Below are 20,388 nucleotides of genomic sequence, written 5' to 3' on the forward strand. Positions count from 1 at the left end.
TGAACATCAGCTTGAACTGTTCGAGTTCCTTCGCCAGCACCTTGGCCATCGGCCGGTGCACGCGGCCGTGGAAATCGACGCCGATGCCGATATAGGGGCCGACCGCCTCGCGGATCGTCGCGATGGTTTCCACCGCCTTCTCCACCTTGTCCCAGGTATCAACGATCTGCATTTCCTCGCAGCCGTTGAGCTTGATCGCCTTGAACCCGCGGGCGACCACCTCGCGGGCATTGTTGGCGACGTCGGCGGGGCGATCGCCGCCGATCCACGAATAGACCTTGATCCTGTCTCGCACCTGGCCGCCGAGCAGGGCATGGATCGGCTGGCCGTACGCCTTGCCCTTGATGTCCCACAGCGCCTGGTCGATGCCGGCGAGCGCCGACATGTGCACGGCCCCGCCGCGATAGAAGCCGGCGCGGTACATGACCTGCCAATGGTCCTCGATCAGCAGCGGGTCCTTGCCGATGAGGTAATCCGACAGCTCTTCCACAGCGGCCTGCACGGTCAACGCACGGCCTTCCACCACCGGCTCACCCCAGCCGACGATGCCCTCGTCCGTTTCCACCTTCAGGAACAGCCACCGCGGCGGCACGATATAGGTCGTCAGCTTCGTGATCTTCATGGGTTTCCGTCCCTCGTCAGTGTGTCTTCAAATCGCCGGCATCGCCCATCAGGTGGGAGAGGTCGCGTGCGGCGAGCTCGAGAATGTGGCGCGAGCAGGTTTCCGCCCGCGCGCCATCGCGCAGGCGCAGCGCATCGACGAGCTCGCGGTGCACATCCAGCGCCTCATCGCGCTTGACCGCCGCGCGGTTGGACGCGTGCAGCGCATAGGAGAGTGCTGCGTGGATGATCGAGGAGAGCTGGTGAAAAACCTTGTTGTGGCTCGCCTTCAGCAGTGTCTCGTGAAAGCGGGCATCGGCGGCGGTGAAGGCTTCCAGGTCCCCCTCCGCATCGCCCATGTCATCGCAGGCCCGTTCCAGGTCGGCGATCTCCTGCGCCGTGGCACGCGAGGCTGCGAGGAAGGCGGCAGCGGGCTCGACCGTGCGGCGCGCTTCGAGGATCGAGCCGAGCAGTTCTGCCGACAGCACGTCCGGCCCCATCCATTCGAGGATCTGCGCGTCGAGCACGTTCCATTCCGCCCGGTCGCAGACGAGCGTACCGACCCGCGGGCGGCCGCGCACGAGACCCTTGGTCTCCAGCACCTTCAGCGATTCGCGGATGACAGTGCGGCTGACACCATAGGTCTCGCAAAGGTCGCTTTCGCGTGGCAGAATCGTGCCGGGCGGAAAACGCCCGCCGCAGATATCCGCGCCGATCGCCGCCGTCACGTTATGGCGCACGCGCGGCCGGCGCGCCGGCGACCGCTGCGCCTGTCTCGTTGCCTTGTCCGCCAAAGTGCCTCCCGCAAGCCATGCTAAATCATCATACAATTAATCAACAATTATACGACAAATTGATGGCAACCGCCAAGATGCGCGGCCTCGTCGGTGCGCAAAATTCCTGATATTGACTTTTGCTGACAGAGTGCATAATGCGCCGAACCCAACCGCAGGAGCCGCCATGCTCGCCGAACTTCCCGCCGTTCTCGTCCTCAATGCGAAAGACAATGTCGGGGTCGCTCCCGGCAACGTCGATGCCGGGCGGGCGCTCGTCAACGGCGTGACGGCCGCCGAGCGCATACCGCGCGGCCACAAGGTGGCGCTGGCAGCGATCGCCGAAGGCGCGCCCATCCTGAAATACGGCCAGATCATCGGCTATGCGACGAAGGCGATCCATCCCGGCGAACATGTGCACCTGCAGAACCTCGCCATTCTCGACGTCGCGCTGAAACACGAATTCTGCGTCGACAACGCCCCGCCGGTGATGGTGCCGGAGGCCGAGCGCCGCACCTTCGAGGGCTATGATCGCGGCAACGGCCGCATCGGCACGCGCAACTATATCGGCATCCTCTCCACGGTGAACTGTTCCGCCACGGTCTCGCGTTATGTGGCGGAGCACTATGCCCGCAAATTCCGCGAGACCGGTCATGAGAACATCGACGGCGTGGTGGCGCTCACCTATGGCGGCGGCTGTGCGCTTAATCTGAAATCCGAAGGCGGGCGCATCCTGACGCGCACCTTCAAGGGCTATGCCCGCAACCCGAATTTCGGCGGCATCCTGATGATCGGGCTGGGCTGCGAGACCTTCCAATATGGCCCGCTCGTCGAAGAGGCCGGGCTGGAGGAGGGAAAGACCTTCCGCAAGATGATGATCCAGGAACAGGGCGGCACGCGCAAGACGATCGAGGCGGCCTGCGCGATGATTGACGACATGCTGCCGGATGTCGGCCGCATCCGCCGCTCGCCGCAGCCGCTCTCCGGCATCAGGTTGGCGCTCGAATGCGGCGGTTCGGACGGCTATTCCGGCATTTCCGCCAATCCGGCGCTCGGCGTCGCCTCCGACCTCCTGGTCAAGGAAGGTGCGACGACCGTGCTCTCCGAAACGCCGGAAATCTACGGCGCCGAACACCTTTTGACACGCCGCGCCGCCCGGCCGGAGGTCGCGGAAAAGCTGCTTTCCCGCATCGACTGGTGGCGCGACTACACCGCCAGGAACGATGCCGAGCTCAACAACAACCCCTCCTTCGGCAATAAGGCCGGCGGCCTCACCACCATTCTTGAAAAGTCGCTCGGCGCCGTCGCCAAGGGCGGCTCCATGCCGCTCAACGCCGTCTACGAATATGCCGAGGAGGTGACGGAAACGGGCTTCGTCTTCATGGACACGCCGGGCTACGACCCCGCCGCCGTGACCGGCCAGATCGCCGGCGGCTGCAACCTCGTCGCCTTCACCACCGGCCGCGGCTCGGTCTCCGGCTACAAGCCCGCGCCCTGCATCAAGATCGCCACCAACACGCCGATGTACGAGCACATCAAGGAAGACATGGACATCAATTGCGGCACGATCGTCGACGGCACGGAGACGATCGAACAGGCCGGCCGCCGCATCTTCGAATTCGTCATCGACACCGCCTCCGGCCGCAAGACGGCCAGCGAAGCCTATGACTACGGCGACAACGAATTCGTCCCCTGGCAGGTCGGCGCCATTACCTGAAGCGGCCTCCAAAACACACCAAGCAACGAGAATAAATCTCCCCTGAAATATCCATTATAAAACAGTGAATTATCAGCAGTTTCAAACCGTTCTGGTAATGCCGTTACCAAACATGCCTGGTGCGGTTTCCCCAGCCATTTTGGTTAGGGAGGACGGGCGAGAGCCCAGAGGAGTACTTTCTTGAAGAAACTGGTGATGTTCGTGCTTGCCGCAGGCCTGTTCTCTTGCGGTAGCGCAATCGCTCACGCCCAGACGAAGGGCGACTGGGTACTCGGAAACTACAAGGGCGCCGGCTACTGGTTCCCGGGGGTCGTCGAAAAAATCGGCGGTGGCCAGATCACCATTCGCTACGACGATGGCGACCGGGAAACCGTATCGGTCAACGACGTCCGGCCCTACGACTGGATGATCGGCATGAAGGTCGAATGCAACTACAAGGGTCAGGGCGAATGGTACGGCGGCACGATCGCGTCGCTGGCCGGCGAGAAGATCGGCATCGCCTATGATGACGGCGACAAGGAAACGACCAAGACCGGCCGTTGTCGCACGCAATAAAAGGCTTGGAAAAAGGGGGTGGGTTCGACCTGCCCCCAGATTCGAGCGTCACGCGTGCATGAGGATATTGACGAGCGTGCCGGCGGGATCACGCACGAAGAAGCGCCGCACGCCCCAAGGCTCGTCCGCGGGACCGTATTCGATCGCGTAACCGCCTTTCAGCGCGGCCTGATAGGCCGCCTCCACATCGTCCACCTCGACCGAAAGGCCCGGCACCGGCGTGCCGGAGCCGCCCTCTGAGGCAAAACTCACCTGCAAGGGCATGGTGCCGCCGGTGCCGTAGGTGACGATCCAGCCATGGTCCATGAGGAGATCGAGCCCGAGAACGTCGCCGTAGAATTTCGCGACGGCGGCCGGGTCGGCTGTTTCGACATTCGCGACGATGCGTTTGACCTTCATGACGACCTCCTCAGCGCGCAATGGGGCTCGCATAGACCGGCATATCCGGCCGGTGCGCCGCGCGCAGTTCCGCGACGCGCTGGATGACCTTGGGCAGCGATACGGTAATATGGTGTTGCAGGGTCTCGGCGGCACGCGCGCTGTCGTCCACGTCGAGCGCCCGGAACACCGCGAGATGCTCGGCGATGAAGGGCTCGCTTTCCGGCATGCGGTGCGAGACGCCGATGATGTGCTTGCTGACATTCAGCATGAACCGCGCGCGGCGCAGCGCGATCAGCAGTTCCCGGTTGGGGCAGTAGCCGAGGCAGGTGATGTGCAGGTCGGTTTCGAGATCGTCCATCGCCGGAACGGAGAGGTCCGGATAGACCGCCAGCGCCTCCTCCAGCCGATGCGTCATCGCACGACGCTCGGTGGGCGGGATGAAGGGGGCCGCCCGGGTCAGCGCCAGAGGCTCCAGCGCCACGCGGATATCGTGCAGGTCGCGCATGCGGCTTTCGTCGAGCGGCACCAGCGTCCAGCGCATGCGCTCGTCCTTTTCCACGATGCCGAGCGCTTCGAGCCGCGTCAGCGCATCGCGCGCCACCTGCCGGCCGACGCCCCGCGCACGCGCCAGCTCCACCTCGTTGATCCGGTGGCGGCCGAAGACGGAGATATGCACCATCTCGCGCTCCAGGCTCTCATAGATCGCCTCCCAGCCGGGCGCCTTGCGCAGGCCCGGCGCCTCCTCGTCGAGGCCGAGCATCTCGGCGGTCAGCGCTACGCGCTTCGGCCCGCTGCGCCCCTGCCCCACGAGGAAACCGCGCCCATCGAAACGCCGGATCGAACCCGCCGCCTCCAGCAGCGCAAAGGCCTGGCGGACCGGCGTGCGCGTGGAGGCAAAAACGCCGGCGACGGGGCCTTCGAGCAGCAGCGCGCCCCTCGGCAGGCGGCCGGCCGATATGGCTTCGGCCAAGACGTCGCGAATGCGCAGGTAAAGCGGGCTCTTGTCGAGCGCCGCTTCGGCGCTTTCCGCGCCCGTCTCCGCCAAAACCTGACCCGCTTCGTTCATGGCGCGGACCATGGCATGAATGCCTTATGCCGACAACGGTCATGTCCGGCGCCGGCAGGCAGCAAGGAAATTGCGCCGCACTGTCAAAAAATCGTCATTCCTTTCGTGACGCGCGGGGCGTTTTGCGCTAGGGAAACCCTCTCAAGGCTCGCAATCCGGCCCTAGAAGGGCCATATGCGAGCAACGTCCTATGTCAAGGAATGGAACCATGCCCGCATACCGCTCCCGAACCACCACCCACGGCCGCAACATGGCCGGTGCCCGCGGCCTCTGGCGCGCGACCGGCATGAAGGATTCGGATTTCGGCAAGCCGATTATCGCGGTGGTGAACTCCTTTACCCAGTTCGTGCCCGGCCACGTGCACCTGAAGGACCTCGGCCAGCTCGTCGCGCGCGAGATCGAGGCTGCCGGCGGCGTCGCCAAGGAATTCAACACGATCGCCGTCGACGACGGCATCGCCATGGGCCATGACGGCATGCTCTACTCGCTGCCGTCGCGCGAAATCATCGCCGACTCGGTCGAGTACATGGTAAACGCGCATTGCGCCGACGCCATGGTCTGCATCTCGAACTGCGACAAGATCACGCCCGGCATGCTGAACGCCGCCATGCGCCTCAACATCCCGGCCGTCTTCGTTTCCGGCGGCCCGATGGAGGCCGGCAAGGTCGTGTTGCACGGCAAGACGGTTGCGCTCGACCTCGTGGACGCCATGGTTGCCGCCGCCGACGACAAGATTTCCGACGAGGACGTCAAGGTCATCGAACGATCGGCCTGTCCGACCTGCGGCTCCTGCTCCGGCATGTTCACGGCCAATTCGATGAACTGCCTGACCGAAGCCCTCGGCCTGTCGCTGCCCGGCAACGGCTCGACGCTGGCGACGCATGCCGACCGCAAGCGCCTCTTCGTCGAGGCCGGCCACCTGATCGTCGATCTCGCACGGCGCTATTACGAGCAGGAAGACGAAAGCATCCTGCCGCGTTCGGTCGCCAACAAGCGCGCCTTCGAGAACGCCATGTCGCTCGACGTCGCCATGGGCGGCTCGACCAACACCGTGCTGCACATTCTCGCGGCCGCCTATGAAGGCGGCATCGATTTCGACCTCAGCGACATCGACGCGCTGTCGCGTCGTGTGCCCTGCCTCTCCAAGGTCGCCCCCGCCAAGCAGGACGTGCACATGGAAGACGTGCACCGTGCCGGCGGCATCATGCGCATCCTTGGCGAACTCGACCGCGGCGGCCTCATCCACCGCGACACGCCGACCGTGCATGCCGAAACGCTCGGCCACGCGATCGACCGCTGGGACATCACCCGCACCAACAGCGAAACGGTCCGCACCTTCTTCCGCGCGGCGCCGGGCGGCATCCCCACCCAGGTCGCGTTCAGCCAGTCGGCCCGCTGGGACGAACTGGACACGGACGGCGAAAACGGCGTCATCCGCTCCGTCGAACACCCCTTCTCCAAGGACGGCGGCCTCGCCGTGCTTTCGGGCAACATCGCGCTCGACGGCTGCATCGTGAAGACGGCGGGCGTCGATGAATCGATCCTGAAGTTCTCCGGCCCGGCAGTGGTCTTCGAAAGCCAGGACGCGGCGGTCAAGGGCATCCTCGCCAACGAGGTGAAGGCCGGCGACGTCGTGGTCATCCGCTACGAAGGCCCGAAGGGCGGCCCCGGCATGCAGGAAATGCTCTATCCGACGAGCTACCTGAAGTCGAAGGGCCTCGGAAAGGCCTGCGCGCTCGTCACCGACGGCCGCTTCTCCGGCGGCACCTCGGGCCTGTCGATCGGCCATGCCTCGCCGGAAGCCGCCCAGGGCGGCACGATCGGCCTCGTGCGCCAGGGCGACCTCATCGAGATCGACATCCCGAACCGTACGATCAACCTCGCGGTTTCGGAGGAAGAGCTGGCCGTGCGCCGTGCCGAGCAGGACAAGCTCGGCTGGAAGCCGGCGGCACCGCGCAAGCGCAACGTCACGACGGCGCTGAAGGCCTATGCCGCCTTCGCCGCCAGCGCCGACAAGGGCGCCGTGCGCATCCTGCCGGAATAAGCGTTTTGCCGGGCGCCAGGTTTCCCTCGCGCCCGGTCTCGTCTCAGAGATGGCGCGTCTCTTCCGGCGTGTTCCACCAGGCATTGTTCCGCCCGTCGAAATATTGCACCGGCAGTGCCGCAAGCTCGCTGTGCTCGATATCGTCGAGGCAGGCGACGTTGATCGAGACATACTCCCCGCCGATCGCCTCGACATAGCCCTTGCCGAAGGGCGACACGCCGCAGGTCTTGCAGAAGTGATGGTGCGCGCTCATCGTGCCGAACTGGTAGTCGCCGAGATCCGCCTCGTCGCATTGCAGGCGAAAGGCATCCGGCTTGATCTGGGCGCCCCAAGAGCGCTTCTTCGAGCAGATCGAGCAATTGCAGCGGCCCGTACCGGCGGAAAGGTCGATATCCGCCTCATAGCGGATCTTTCCGCAATGGCAGCTTCCCTTGTAGGTCTTCAACATGATGTTTCCTCGCTTGCGCCACGCGCCCATAAATGACAATATGCTGTCAAATTCACTTTTGCAGAATGACAACATGTTGTCAATATGAATCCGGATCGCACCCCCGCCGGCGACGCGTTCGCCGCCTTCGCCATTTCCGTGCTGCGCCTTGCAGGGCACTTGCAGACGGCCGGCGATGCGCTGGCCAAACCCGCCGGACAGACCAGCGCGCGCTGGCAGGTTCTCGCCGCCGCCGACCATGCGCCGATGTCCGTGGCGGACGCCGGCCGCGCGCTCGGCATGACGCGGCAGGGCGTGCAGCGCGTCGCCGACCTGCTCGAAAAGGACGGCCTGATCCTCTATGCGGAAAACCCCGCCCACCAGCGCGCCAAGCTGATGGTGCTGACCGAGGCGGGCAAGGTGACGCTCGACGCCATCAAGGCCCGCCAGGCCGTCTGGGCCAACGCGCTCGGCGAACTCTTCGATAAAAAGCAGCTCCGCGAAGCAACCGAGACCGTCATCACGGCGTTACAGGCCGTTGAGAAACAGTCCGTGCCGGACGACTGAAACAAGTCGACGCTTTGACACGGGCGATAAATGTTGATACCAACTTATTTGTCGAAAGCCCGTGAAAGAGGAGTCCCGAGCATGAGACCGAACCACGAGATCGTATCCCAGGAAGAATGGCTCGCCGCCCGCAAGGCCCTGCTGGCCCTGGAGAAGGAAGAGACGAAGCTGCGCGACAAGGTGCGCGCCGAGCGCCTCACCCTGCCCTGGGTCAAGGTGGAGAAGGACTACACCTTCGAAACGCCGGAAGGCCGCAGGACGCTGGCGGAACTGTTCGACGGGCGCAGCCAGCTCATCGTCTACCACTTCATGTATGGTCCGGACTGGGATGCCGGCTGCCCCGGCTGTTCCTTCATGGCCGACCATATCGACGGCATGCTGCCGCATCTCAACAATCACGACGTGACGATGATCGCCGCCGCCCGCGCGCCGCTGGAAAAGCTTGAGGCCTACAAGAAGCGCATGGGCTGGGAATTCCCCTGGGTCTCGTCCTTCGGCAGCGATTTCAACTTCGACTACCACGTCTCCTTCACCAAGGAGGAGCTGGCGCGCGGCAAGGTGATGTATAACTTCCGCGAGACCGACGCCGCCGATGCGCATGACGAGCTTCCGGGCCTCAGCGCCTTCTTCAAGGACGAAGACGGCATCGTCTACCACACCTACTCGGACTATGCCCGCGGTGGCGAAGAAGCGCTCGGCACCCTGATGATCCTCGACCGCGCGCCAAAAGGCCGCAACGAGACGGGAACGCTCAGCTTCGTCAAGCGCAAGGACGAATATGACGATGCGCCGAAGGCGCATTCCTGCTGCGACTAAGCCCAGAAGACAACGAAGGAACGACGACATGCACAAGGACTATGGCCGGTTCTGCTGGTACGAACTGATGACGAACGACGTCGCGGCCGCCGAGCGTTTCTACGCGTCGGTCGTCGGCTGGTCGATCCGCGATTCCGGCATGCCGGATATGAACTACCTGCTCGCCTATGCCGGCGACACGCAGATCGCCGGCATGATGGCCTTGCCGGCGGAAGCGAGCGGCATGCCGCCGGCCTGGATGGGCTATATCTTCACCGACCGGATCGAGGAGACAGCCCGGGAGATCACCCAAAACGGCGGCTCGGTCATGCGCGAACCGGCCGACATTCCCGGCATCGGCCGCTTCGCCGTCGTCGCCGATCCGCACGGCGCCGTCTTCTCGCTCTTCGCTACCCAGGACGAGGGTCCGGCCCGGCCCGAAATGATGACGCCCGGCCATGTTGGCTGGAACGAGCTGATGGCGGGCGACCTCGACACCGCCTGGGAGTTCTATTCGAAGACCTTCGGCTGGACCAAGGACCAGGCCGTCGACATGTCGGAGGCCGGCATGGGCACCTACCAGACCTTCGCCGCGGGCGGCGGCAACGCCATCGGCGGCATGATGACCACTCCGCCCGGCATGCCCATGCCGCCCGCCTGGGGCTATTATTTCGTGGTCGAAGGCCTCGATGCCGCGGGCAAACGGGTCACGGATGGCGGCGGCAGCCTCATGATGGAGCCGATGGAAGTGCCCGGCGGCGCCTGGATCCTCAATTGCGTCGACCCGCAGGGCGCCTATTTCTCGCTGGTCTCGATGACTCGCTAGAGCCTGTACCGAGGTGGAGCGGCCCCCGCCGCTCCACGCAGCTTTCACAAAACCGTCACAGACCCGTCATGACCGAAGGTCATATTGACGACGGTCAGAACCGGGTCTCGCCCCGGCCGCAGGATGCGCTTTCTGGCAGCCGCTATCGGCATGATCTGTAGCTGCGTATTTTTCAGAAATCATCCCCATGCGTCTTTCCATAAAGCTTTCGCTTGCAGCCCTGCTGCTGGCCGTTATCGCCATTTCCGCAACCAGCGTCGCGAGCCTCTATCTCAGCGCCAGCCAGTCGACCGAGGCGGCCGTGACGAAGCTCGAAACACTGGCCGACGGCCGGCGCAACGAACTGGCGCAGTATCTGCAATCGATCGTCAAGGAGACCCGCGACCTCGCCGGCCAGAAGGTCGTCGCCAAGGCGCTCGACGATCTCTCGGGTGAACTCGGCGCGATCGAAGGCGACCGCGCCGCCGAGCTGCAGCGGCGCTACGGCGGCAAGGCCGATCTGAAATCCGCCGAGATCGACAAGTTCGACCAGATGCATGGCCGCTACCACGGCTTCTTCCTGCGGCAGGCGGAGGCGCAGGGTTTCGACGACATGCTGCTCGTCAATCTCAGCGGCGACATCGTCTATTCGCTGAAGAAACACGATGATTTCGGCGCGAACCTGACGACCGACGCGCGCTTCGCCGGGACCGGCCTTGCCAAGGTCTTTGCCGAAGCGGCCCCCAGCACGGAAACCGCCATCGTCGCCTTCGGCGACTACCAGGCCTATGCGCCGGCCGGCCGTGCCATGGCCTTCCTCGCCGCCCCCGTCGCTTCCGTCGCCGGCAAGATCGGCGTGCTCGTCGTGGCCCTGCCGACCGAGCGCATCGCCGCCCGGCTGAACAATCCGGTCGGCCTCGGCGAGACCGGCGAAGCCATGCTGCTGAACGCCGACGGCACCCTCCTCACCCGCCCCTCGCATGGCGCGGATAACGACGTGCTCTCAATGCGCATCGCGCCGGAGCTTCTGGCCGCCGATGGCGGCGCGATCGCCAAGGCCACTCTGCCCGATCATCGCGGCCGCGAGGTGAAACTCGCCGCCGCCAGCTTCGATTTCCTCGGCCGCACCTGGACCGTCGCCGCCGTCATGGCGTCGAGCGAAGTCTTCGCCGGCCTCACCCGCCTCATCCACTGGACGCTGCTCGTCTCGCTTTGCGTGCTCGTGGTGACGGCCGCCGTCGGTTTCCTCTTCGCCAGCCGCCTTTCACGCCCGATCACCGCTCTTGTCTCCGACATGAACCGGCTTGCCGGCGGCGACACGACGATTGCCTGCGATGGCCAGGCGCGCCGCGACGAGATCGGCGACATGGCGCGCTCCGTGCTCGTCTTCCGCGATGCCGCAATCGAAAAGGAACGCCTGCAACGCGAAACCGCGTCGATCCGCGAGGAGGCCGACAGCGAACGGGCGGCCCGTGAAAGCGCCAAGCAGGCGGAAGACGCCGAGACCGAGGCGGCCGTGCTGCGCCTGGCAGGCGCGCTGCAGCACCTCGCCCGCGGCGACCTCACGCAGCGCATCGACACGCCCTTCATGCCCGCGCTCGACCGCATCCGCACGGACTACAACGCCTCCATCGAACGCCTCGCCGAGGCGATGACGACGGTGCGCGTCAACACGCACCGCATCCGCGACGATTCCAGCGAAATGCAGGAGGCGCTCGTCCAGCTCTCCAGCCGCACCGAACGGCAGGCCGCCTCCTTGGGCGAGGCCGCGACGGCGCTTGCCGAAATGACGCAGGCCGTACAGTCCGCCGCCGAGCGCACGACGGTCGCCGAACGCCTCGCCTCCGACACCAAGAAGAGCTCGGCCACCTCCGAACAGGTCGTCGACAACGTCGTCAGCGCCATCGGCAAGATCGAGACCTCTTCGCACGAGATCGGCAACATCATCGGCGTCATCGACGACATCGCCTTCCAGACCAACCTTCTGGCGTTGAACGCCGGCGTCGAGGCCGCACGCGCCGGCGAGGCCGGCAAGGGTTTCGCCGTCGTCGCGCAGGAGGTGCGGGAACTGGCGCAGCGCACGGCCAGTGCGGCGCGCGAGGTGAAGGCGCTGATCACCAAATCAGCCGACGAAGTGGCGCGCGGCGCGGGCCTCGTGCGCGAGACCGGCAGCGTGCTGCGCGACATCGCCGGCAAGATCAACGCGATCGACACGGAGATCAAGGAGATCGCGCGCGCGGCGCGCGACCAGTCCGTCGGCATCCGCGAGATCAACACGACGATCCGCCAGCTCGACGCGGTGACCCAGCAGAATGCCGCGATGGTCGAGGAAAGCAGCGCCGTCACGCACCGCCTTTCCGACGAGTCCGCCACGCTTGCGCGCCTTGTCGGCCAGTTCGAGACGCCTAGCGAGACGTCCCGCCAACCGGCCGCAAGGCCGCACCTGCGCGCCATCGCCTGATCGACGGTGACGGTGGGCAGCGATCCCGCTTGCAATCTCTCTTCGCATTGCACAAACTCTCCTCGATGGCGGCAACAGACCGTCACCGAGGGGAAAAAGAGAGCGCATGTCGATCAAGGCCGGTATCTACCACCTCACCCATTACAAGTACGACAACCCGGTCCGGCTCGGACCCCAGATCATCCGGCTGAAGCCGGCCGCCCATTCCAAGACCAAGGTCATCAGCCATTCGCTGAAGGTTTCACCGGCAAACCATTTCGTGAACCTCCAGCAGGACCCCTACGGCAACTATCTCGCCCGCTACGTCTTTCCCGATCCGGTGACCGAGCTGAAGATCGAGGTCGATCTCGTCGCCGACATGACGGTCTACAATCCCTTCGACTTCTTCATCGAGGAGGAGGCCGAGCACTGGCCCTTCGATTATCCGGAGGATCTGCGCGAAGACCTGAAGATTTATCGCGCACCCGAGCCCATGGACCCGGCGCTCGAAGCCTATATGAAGACGATCGACCGCTCGCGCCGGCGCACGCTGGACATGGTCGTCGCCCTCAATGCGCAGGTCCAGCAGTCAGTCGGCTACGTCATCCGCATGGAGCCCGGCGTGCAGACGCCGCAGGAGACGCTGACGACGGCGCTCGGTTCGTGCCGCGATTCGAGCTGGCTGCTGGTGCAGATCCTGCGCAATCTCGGCTTCGCCGCCCGCTTCGTCTCCGGTTATCTCATCCAGCTCAGCCCGGACCTCAAGGCGCTGGACGGCCCCTCCGGCACGGAGGTCGACTTCACCGACCTGCATGCCTGGTGCGAGGTCTATCTCCCGGGCGCCGGTTGGATCGGCCTCGACCCGACGTCGGGGCTGCTCACCGGCGAAAGCCACATCCCGCTCGCCGCCACCCCGCACTTTCGCAATGCTGCACCGATCAGCGGCGGTTATTTCGGCGAGGCGAACACCGAATTCGATTTCGCGATGACGGTACAGCGTGTCGCCGAGCACCCGCGCATCACCAAGCCTTTCTCCGACGAGAGCTGGGAGGCGCTGAATGCGCTGGGCCGCAAGGTCGACACCGTGCTTTCGGACAACGACGTGCGCCTCACCATGGGCGGCGAGCCGACCTTCGTCTCCATCGACGATTTCGAATCGGAGGAATGGAACACCGCCGCCGTCGGCCCGACCAAGCGCGAGAAGGCCGACGAGCTGATCCGGCGCCTGCGCGAGCGTTTCGCGCCCGGCGGCTTCCTGCATTACGGTCAGGGCAAGTGGTATCCCGGTGAAAGCCTGCCGCGCTGGACCTTCTCGCTCTACTGGCGCAAGGACGGCAAGCCGATCTGGCACAACCCGGACCTGATCGCCACGGAGGGTGCCGACACCGAGGTCACCGAAAAACAGGCCGAGGCGCTTCTCGCCGGCATCGCCGCGGAGCTTGAGATCGAGCCCGACATGATCATCCCCGCCTTCGAGGACCCGGCGGAATGGATCATCAAGGAAGGCAGCCTGCCGGAGAATGTCGACCCGTCGAACTCCAAGCTCGAAAGCCCGGAAGAGCGGGCGCGCATCGCCAAGGTCTTCGAGCGCGGCCTGACGACCGCGACCGGCTACATCCTGCCGGTGCAGGCATGGAACGCCAAGGCCGGCGGGCGGCGCTGGGTGAGCGAGCGGTGGCGCACCCGCCGCGGCAAGATCTTCCTCATTCCCGGCGATTCGCCGATCGGCTTTCGCATGCCGCTCGGCACCCTGCCCTACGTGCCGCCGTCGCAATATCCCTACATCCACCAGGCCGATCCTTCGATCCCGCGGGAGCCGCTGCCCGACTACAGCGCCCCGGCGAGGACCCTGGCGCAGGCATCGCTCCGCGCGAGCGAGCCTCAGCAGGACCGCAACGAACAGAACATCGCCGGATCGACGGGTGACATCCGTGGCGCCGTGCGCACCGCTCTCAGCGTTGAACCGCGCGACGGCCGCCTGTGCGTCTTCATGCCACCCGTCGAGCGCATCGAGGACTATCTCGACCTGATCGCCGCCGCCGAAAAAGCTGCAGCCGATCTCGGCCTGCCGGTCCATATCGAAGGCTATGCGCCGCCGCACGACGAGCGCATCAACGTCATGCGGGTCGCCCCCGATCCGGGCGTCATCGAGGTCAATATCCACCCCGCCGCCAACTGGCAGGACTGCGTGGACATCACCACCGCAGCCTACGAGGAGGCCCGCCTCACCCGGCTCGGCGCCGACAAGTTCATGATCGACGGCCGCCACACCGGTACGGGCGGCGGCAACCATGTCGTCGTCGGCGGCGACAACCCGAACAACAGCCCGTTCCTGCGCCGGCCGGATCTGCTGAAGAGCCTCATCCTGCACTGGCAGCGGCATCCGTCGCTCTCCTATCTCTTCTCGGGCATGTTCATCGGCCCGACCAGCCAGGCGCCGCGCATCGACGAAGCACGGCACGACACGCTCTACGAGATGGAAATCGCCTTCGCGCAGGTCCCGCCGCCAGGCCAAGGTGCTGCCCCCCTGCCCTGGCTCGTCGATCGCCTGTTCCGCAACCTCCTCACCGACGGCACCGGCAACACGCACCGCTCGGAAATCTGCATCGACAAGCTGTTCTCGCCGGACGGCCCGACCGGCCGCCTCGGCCTCGTCGAGTTCCGCGGTTTCGAAATGCCGCCGAATGCCCGCATGAGCCTTGCCCAGCAATTGCTGATCCGCGCCCTCATCGCCCGCTTCTGGCAGAACCCGGCGGATGGCGGCTTCGTGCGCTGGGGCACCACGCTGCACGATCGTTTCATGCTGCCGCACTATGTCTGGCAGGACTTCCTCGACGTGCTGGCGGACCTCAAGACGAACGGCTTCGACCTCAAGTCCGAATGGTTCGCCGCCCAGCTCGAATTCCGCTTCCCCTTCTGTGGCGAGGTCGAATATGAGGGCGCCAACCTGGAAGTGCGCCAGGCGCTGGAACCCTGGCATGTCATGGGCGAACAGGGCGCGGTCGGCGGCACCGTGCGCTATGTCGATTCGTCCGTCGAACGCCTCCAGGTGAAGCTGGAGACCGCCAATCCGGAACGCTACACCGTCGCCTGCAACGGCAGGCCGGTTCCGCTGCGCTCGACCGGCACCAAGGGCGTCTCCGTCGCCGGCGTGCGCTACAAGGCCTGGCAGCCCGCCTCCGGCCTGCATCCGGCACTGCCCGTCAACACACCGCTTACATTTGACATTTATGATACATGGTCGCGGCGGGCGATCGGGGGCTGCATCTACCACGTTGCCCATCCGGGCGGACGCAGCTATGACACCTTCCCGGTGAACGGAAACGAGGCTGAAGCGCGCCGGCTGGCGCGATTCGAGCCCTGGGGGCACAGGGCGGGCGGCTATACGCTGTGGCCGGAACCACCGTCGGCGGATTTCCCGCTGACGCTGGATCTGCGCCGGCCGTCCGGCATTTAGCCCTCCATTGGAGTACAGGAATTGAAGACCACGAGTGTGGAGGCAGAACGCGTCAAGGCCGGTACGGCGCAAAAGCCGACGCGCGCCTATGCACCGCCTCCGGGCGTCGCCGACGAGATGGTCGATACGAACGGCGAAGTACGCCCGGTCTGGCGGCATTTTCTCGCAGCACTCGGCAAGATGGACGAGACCGAGCTTGCCGGCCGCTTCGCCCGTGCCGACCGCTACCTGCGCGATGCCGGCGTCTTCTACCGGGCCTATGGCAAGGAGGCCGGCGCCGAGCGCGCCTGGCCGCTCTCCCACATTCCCGTGCTCATCGACGACGCCGAGTGGGAAACCCTGTCGCGCGGCCTCATCCAGCGGGCGGAACTGCTGGAGGCGGTCGTCGCCGACATCTACGGCAAGAACGAGCTCGTTGCCAACGGCCTGCTGCCACCGGCCCTCGTCGCCTCCAACAGCGAATTCCTGCGTCCGCTCGTCGGCGTGCAGCCCGCCGGCAAACATTTCCTGCACTTCGTTTCCTTCGAGATCGGCCGCGGGCCGGACGGCAACTGGTGGGTGCTCTCCGACCGCACGCAGGCACCATCGGGCGCCGGCTTCGCGGTGGAAAACCGCGTGGCGACGACGCGCGCCTTCTCCGATGTCTTCGCGGAAACCCACGTCCACCGCCTCGCCGGCTTCTTCGGCGCCTTCCGCAGCACGCTGCAGGGCAACAAATCCGCGGAAGACCGCATCGCGGTCCTGACGCCGGGCCTCGCCAACGAGACCTATTTCGAACACGCCTATATTGCCCGCTATCTCGGCTTCATGCTGCTGGAAGGCGAGGACCTGACGGTCGTCGGCGGCAAGGTCATGGTGCGCACCGTTGCCGGCCTCAAGCCGGTCGGCGTGCTCTGGCGCCGCCTCGATGCCTCCTTTGCCGATCCGCTGGAGTTGAACCAGAATTCCCATATCGGCACGCCCGGCATCGTCGAGGCGCTGCGCTCCGGCTCCGTCAGCATCGTCAACGCGCTCGGTGCCGGGGTCGTCGAGACCCGCGCCATGCTTGCCTTCCTGCCGAACATCTGTCGCCAACTGCTCGGCGAGGACCAGATGCTGCCGTCCGTCGCCACCTGGTGGTGCGGCCAGAAGAGCGAACGCGAGCACGTCGCGGCCAATATCGAGCGCATGGTCATCGGCCCGGCCTATTCGACCCGCCCCTTCTTCGACGACAACGAGCAGTCCGTGCTCGGCTCCTCGCTGCGTGACACGGCAAAACAGTCGATCGCCGAATGGCTGGCGACGGATGGCGTGAAACTGGTCGGGCAGGAAGCGGTGACGCTGTCCACCACGCCCGCCTTCGTCGATGGCAAGCTCGTGCCGCGGCCGATGTCGCTGCGCGTCTTCGCCGCCCGCACGCGAAGCGGATGGCAGATCATGCCCGGCGGCTTTGCCCGCATCGGCGCCGGCGACAACGTCGCAGCGATCGCCATGCAGGAGGGCGGCTCGGCGGCGGATGTCTGGATCGTCAGCCGCAAGCCGGTCGAGCGCACCTCGCTGCTGCCGGCCGAGGAGATGTTTACCCGCAACATGCCCGGCAGCCTGCCGAGCCGCGCGGCCGACAACCTCTTCTGGCTCGGCCGCTATATCGAGCGGGCGGAAGGCGCGCTGCGCGTGCTGCGCGCCTGGCATGGCCGCTACGCCGAATATGCCAATCCCGAACAGCCGCTGCTGAAGGATGTCAGTGACTATCTCGACGCACTTGGCATCGACACGGCGGAAGCCATGCCGACGAGCCTGATCCGCAGCATCGACAGCGCCGTCTTCTCCGCCGGCAACATCCGCGACCGTTTTTCGCCGGACGGCTGGCTGGCGCTGAACGACCTGTCGAAGACCGCCCGCCGCTTCCATGTCAGCGTCCAGCCCGGCGACGATGCCACGCGCGCCATGACCGTGCTCCTGCGCAAGCTCGCGGGCTTCGCCGGCCTCGTGCACGAAAACATGTACCGCTTCACCGGCTGGCGCTTCCTCTCGATCGGCCGCTATCTCGAACGCGGCCTGCACATGACGCGCCTGCTCGGCCACATGTCTGGCGAGGATGCCCCCGACGGCGCACTCGACATGTTGCTGGAGATCGGCGACAGCGTGATGACCCATCGCCGCCGCTATAATGTGGCGACGGCGCGGCTGACGGTCACCGACCTCCTGGCGCTCGACGCCCTCAACCCCCGCTCGATCCTCTATCAACTGAACGAGATCAAGAATGAGGTCGAGCAACTGCCGAACGCCTATGCCAATGGCCAGATGTCGCCGTTCTACCGCGAAGCCATGCGGCTTCACGCCGGGCTGGCGGTGATGACGCCGGAAACCATGACGGATGCGGTCTACAAGCGTTTCGAGACCGAACTCGAAAAGCTGTCCGACATCCTCGCCCAGACTTATCTGAGCTGAGCGGGGAGGAGACGCTGTGACCATGCTCTACGACGTCAACCTCCAGATCAGCTATCTCTACGACACGCCGGTTTCCGGCGGGCGCCATATCGTGCGCGTGCTGCCGCTGTCCATCGGCGGCCGCCAGCGGCTGGTCGCCGGCACGGTCGGCGTCAATCCCGGCCCCGGCGAGCGGGTCGACCACAACGACTTCTTCGAAAACCCGATGAGCTCGATCCTCTTTCGCAATGCGCACGAGCGGCTGGACATCCGCATGCAGGCCCGCGTCCATGTGGACATGCCGGAGCCGGCGGCCGATTTTTCGCCGCGCGTCGCCGACCTGCCAGAGGATATCGCCAATTACTGGTCGCTCGATGCCGGTTCGCCCCATCACTATACCGGCGCCAGCCCGCGGCTGAAGGATTGCCCAGAGATCGCTGAATACGCCCGCGCCATCGCCAAGCCGGACATGACGATCCGCGCCATCGCGACCGCCGTCTGCGCCCGCATCCACAAGGATTTCACCTACGATCCGAAGGCGACGAACGTCGACACCACCCCACGCGAGGCCTTCAAGCTGAAGCGCGGCGTCTGCCAGGATTTCACCCATGTGATGATCGTGGCGCTGAGAAGCCTCGGCATTCCCGCCGGCTATGTCAGCGGGTTCCTGCGCACCATTCCGCCTGCGGGCAAGGAGCGGCTGGAGGGGGCGGACGCCATGCATGCCTGGGTACGCTTCTGGTGCGGCCGGGTGAATGGCTGGTTGGAGCTCGACCCGACCAACAACATCCCCGCCGGCACCGACCATATCGTCGTCGCATATGGCCGGGACTACGCCGACGTCGCCCCCGTCATCGGGATCCTGAAAGGCTATGGCCAGCACAAGACGACCCAGGCCGTGGACGTCATCCCGGTGCGCCAGACCGCGTGAAATCCCGTTTGGAAACAACGGGAAAAGCCGGAACTGCGGGATCGGCGCAATTTTACGAAAACTATACCACGCACCCGAACCGTTAAATAACACTTCGCTGCTAGTTTCGCCCCACATTATGAAGATGCTGGGTGAACGCTCATGACGAAGAATACGGAAAAACGCTCCTGGCTCTCCCGCCTCCTGCGGGACCGCCGCGGTAATTTCGGAATGATGACGGCCCTCGTCTTCCCGGTCATGCTGGCGGCCGGCGGCGTCGCCGTGGACCTTACAAAGATGGTCATGGTCAAGGCCGAGTTGCAGGACGCGACCGACGCGGCCGCCCTCGCCGCCGCCTCCGCACTTGCCAATGACGGCAAGACCGCTGCGCAGGCGAAGGAAATCGGTATGCGCTTCCTCAAGAGCCAGATGACGACCGGCGGTAGCGTGGATGCCGAAGGGGACCAGAAGGAAAAGGATAAGGACAAGAACGACTTCTCGTCCTCCACCGTCATCGACATCAAAGAGACGGCCCTGGCCAACAACAGCAAGTCGTTCCAGGTGGATGTGGCGACGGCCTACACGCTGGAGTTCAACCCCTTCACGCGTCTTCTTGGTCAGAAATCGATCAAGATGAATGCGAAAAGCACGGCGGAAAGCGGTACAGCCCAGAAGAAGAGTGCGATTTCCATGTACCTCGTGCTGGACCGCTCGGGCTCTATGTCCTTCAAAACGGATGACATTGCGAGCCAGATCCTCCCCTGCCAGAACTGGACAGAAAGCAACTGGGGAAAAGTCGTTCTCCCGACTGTTCCCTGCTACACACGCAAGATCGCCGCCCTGAAGAAGGCTGTGGCGAGCCTCGTGACCGTCTTCAACACGCTCGATCCCGAGCAGAAATACGTCCGCACCGGCGCCATCTCCTATAACGACGATACGCAGAGCGAATCCAAGCTGGCCTGGGGAACGAAAGGCGCGTCCGACTACGTCAACGCCCTTCCGGAACAGCCGACCGGTGGCACGGATTCACATGAGGCTTTCGCCACGGCGGTCGCTAAAATAGCGCCTGCGAACAAGAACAAGGAAACCGAGATTGGCGCACACAAGGACAAGAATGGCCAGGTGCCCATCAAGTATATCATCTTCATGACGGATGGTGAAAACACCAGCTATGACGGCTACGCTTCCACGTCGCAGGCTAAGAAATCCGACGACGAAACAAGAGCCTCGTGTGTAGAAGCCCGCGACGCCGGCGTGATCGTCTACACCGTCGCTTTCATGGCGCCGACGCGCGGCCAGACGCTGCTCAGGGAGTGCGCTACGACGCCAGCCAACTATTTCCAGGCTGAGAACATGACCGCTCTCATCGCCGCGTTCAAGGCAATCGGCGAAAGTGCAGCCGCCATGGCGTCCCGCCTGACCAAGTAAACCGCAAAACCATC

At 64.9% G+C, this 20,388-nt stretch carries 16 protein-coding genes; 11 read left to right on the plus strand and 5 right to left on the minus strand.

Annotated elements, in window-relative coordinates; genetic code table 11:
* A partial coding sequence (dgoD, locus tag GB927_RS24040; protein ID WP_256119762.1) for a galactonate dehydratase occupies positions 1 to 622 on the minus strand: 622 nt, incomplete at its 3' end.
* Between the two features lie 16 nt (positions 623 to 638).
* Entirely contained in the window at positions 639 to 1,394 is a 756-nt protein-coding gene (locus GB927_RS24045) for a FadR/GntR family transcriptional regulator (protein ID WP_256119763.1), read from the minus strand.
* A 166-nt stretch (positions 1,395 to 1,560) separates the two neighbouring features.
* Between GB927_RS24045 and GB927_RS24050 the strand changes: the two genes are divergently transcribed.
* Positions 1,561 to 3,090, plus strand: coding sequence for a UxaA family hydrolase (locus GB927_RS24050; RefSeq protein ID WP_256119764.1), 1,530 nt, complete (start codon positions 1,561 to 1,563; stop codon positions 3,088 to 3,090).
* A 180-nt stretch (positions 3,091 to 3,270) separates the two neighbouring features.
* Positions 3,271 to 3,645: a tudor domain-containing protein gene (locus GB927_RS24055; protein WP_256119765.1), complete on the plus strand. Its 375-nt coding sequence runs from the start codon at positions 3,271 to 3,273 to the stop codon at positions 3,643 to 3,645.
* Between the two features lie 48 nt (positions 3,646 to 3,693).
* Here GB927_RS24055 and GB927_RS24060 read toward each other — a convergent pair whose 3' ends face one another.
* Both GB927_RS24060 and GB927_RS24065 read right to left on the minus strand, forming a co-directional pair.
* On the minus strand, positions 3,694 to 4,044 hold the full coding sequence (locus GB927_RS24060) for a VOC family protein (protein WP_256119766.1): 351 nt from the start codon (positions 4,042 to 4,044) through the stop codon (positions 3,694 to 3,696).
* A 10-nt stretch (positions 4,045 to 4,054) separates the two neighbouring features.
* Positions 4,055 to 5,092, minus strand: coding sequence for a GntR family transcriptional regulator (locus GB927_RS24065; RefSeq protein WP_256119767.1), 1,038 nt, complete (start codon positions 5,090 to 5,092; stop codon positions 4,055 to 4,057).
* Positions 5,093 to 5,300: 208 nt separating this feature from the next.
* On the opposite strand from GB927_RS24065, the gene ilvD reads away from it, so the two are divergent.
* Complete coding sequence (gene ilvD / locus GB927_RS24070; protein WP_256119768.1) at positions 5,301 to 7,136, plus strand: dihydroxy-acid dehydratase; 1,836 nt, start codon at positions 5,301 to 5,303, stop codon at positions 7,134 to 7,136.
* A 43-nt stretch (positions 7,137 to 7,179) separates the two neighbouring features.
* Here the strand turns inward: ilvD and GB927_RS24075 are convergent, their stop codons facing one another.
* Positions 7,180 to 7,584 (minus strand): GFA family protein, encoded by a 405-nt coding sequence (locus GB927_RS24075; protein WP_256119769.1) that lies wholly within the window; start codon positions 7,582 to 7,584, stop codon positions 7,180 to 7,182.
* A gap of 84 nt (positions 7,585 to 7,668) precedes the next feature.
* Between GB927_RS24075 and GB927_RS24080 the strand changes: the two genes are divergently transcribed.
* The 8 genes from GB927_RS24080 to GB927_RS24115 all read left to right on the plus strand — a co-directional run bounded on the left by GB927_RS24080 (position 7,669) and on the right by GB927_RS24115 (position 20,374).
* A complete protein-coding gene (locus tag GB927_RS24080) occupies positions 7,669 to 8,130 on the plus strand; it encodes a MarR family winged helix-turn-helix transcriptional regulator (RefSeq protein WP_256119770.1) in 462 nt (153 codons plus the stop codon).
* An 81-nt stretch (positions 8,131 to 8,211) separates the two neighbouring features.
* Positions 8,212 to 8,946 carry a DUF899 domain-containing protein gene (locus GB927_RS24085; RefSeq protein WP_256119771.1) on the plus strand — a complete coding sequence of 245 codons (735 nt, stop codon included), beginning with the start codon at positions 8,212 to 8,214 and terminating at the stop codon, positions 8,944 to 8,946.
* A 28-nt stretch (positions 8,947 to 8,974) separates the two neighbouring features.
* The gene (locus GB927_RS24090; protein ID WP_256119772.1) at positions 8,975 to 9,751 is read left to right on the plus strand and encodes a VOC family protein; all 777 of its coding nucleotides are present in this window, start codon (positions 8,975 to 8,977) and stop codon (positions 9,749 to 9,751) included.
* 187 nt (positions 9,752 to 9,938) lie between these two features.
* The gene (locus GB927_RS24095) at positions 9,939 to 12,191 is read left to right on the plus strand and encodes a methyl-accepting chemotaxis protein (RefSeq protein ID WP_256119773.1); all 2,253 of its coding nucleotides are present in this window, start codon (positions 9,939 to 9,941) and stop codon (positions 12,189 to 12,191) included.
* A gap of 106 nt (positions 12,192 to 12,297) precedes the next feature.
* Positions 12,298 to 15,627 (plus strand): transglutaminase family protein, encoded by a 3,330-nt coding sequence (locus GB927_RS24100; protein ID WP_256119774.1) that lies wholly within the window; start codon positions 12,298 to 12,300, stop codon positions 15,625 to 15,627.
* Positions 15,628 to 15,663: 36 nt separating this feature from the next.
* Positions 15,664 to 18,057 carry a circularly permuted type 2 ATP-grasp protein gene (locus tag GB927_RS24105; RefSeq protein ID WP_256119922.1) on the plus strand — a complete coding sequence of 798 codons (2,394 nt, stop codon included), beginning with the start codon at positions 15,664 to 15,666 and terminating at the stop codon, positions 18,055 to 18,057.
* Positions 18,058 to 18,079: 22 nt separating this feature from the next.
* On the plus strand, positions 18,080 to 18,967 hold the full coding sequence (locus GB927_RS24110; protein WP_256119923.1) for a transglutaminase family protein: 888 nt from the start codon (positions 18,080 to 18,082) through the stop codon (positions 18,965 to 18,967).
* 141 nt (positions 18,968 to 19,108) lie between these two features.
* Entirely contained in the window at positions 19,109 to 20,374 is a 1,266-nt protein-coding gene (locus GB927_RS24115) for a vWA domain-containing protein (RefSeq protein WP_256119775.1), read from the plus strand.
* Positions 20,375 to 20,388 lie beyond the last annotated feature (14 nt).

The organism is Shinella lacus, assembly GCF_010994755.1.
Taxonomy (GTDB): Bacteria; Pseudomonadota; Alphaproteobacteria; order Rhizobiales; family Rhizobiaceae; genus Shinella; species Shinella lacus.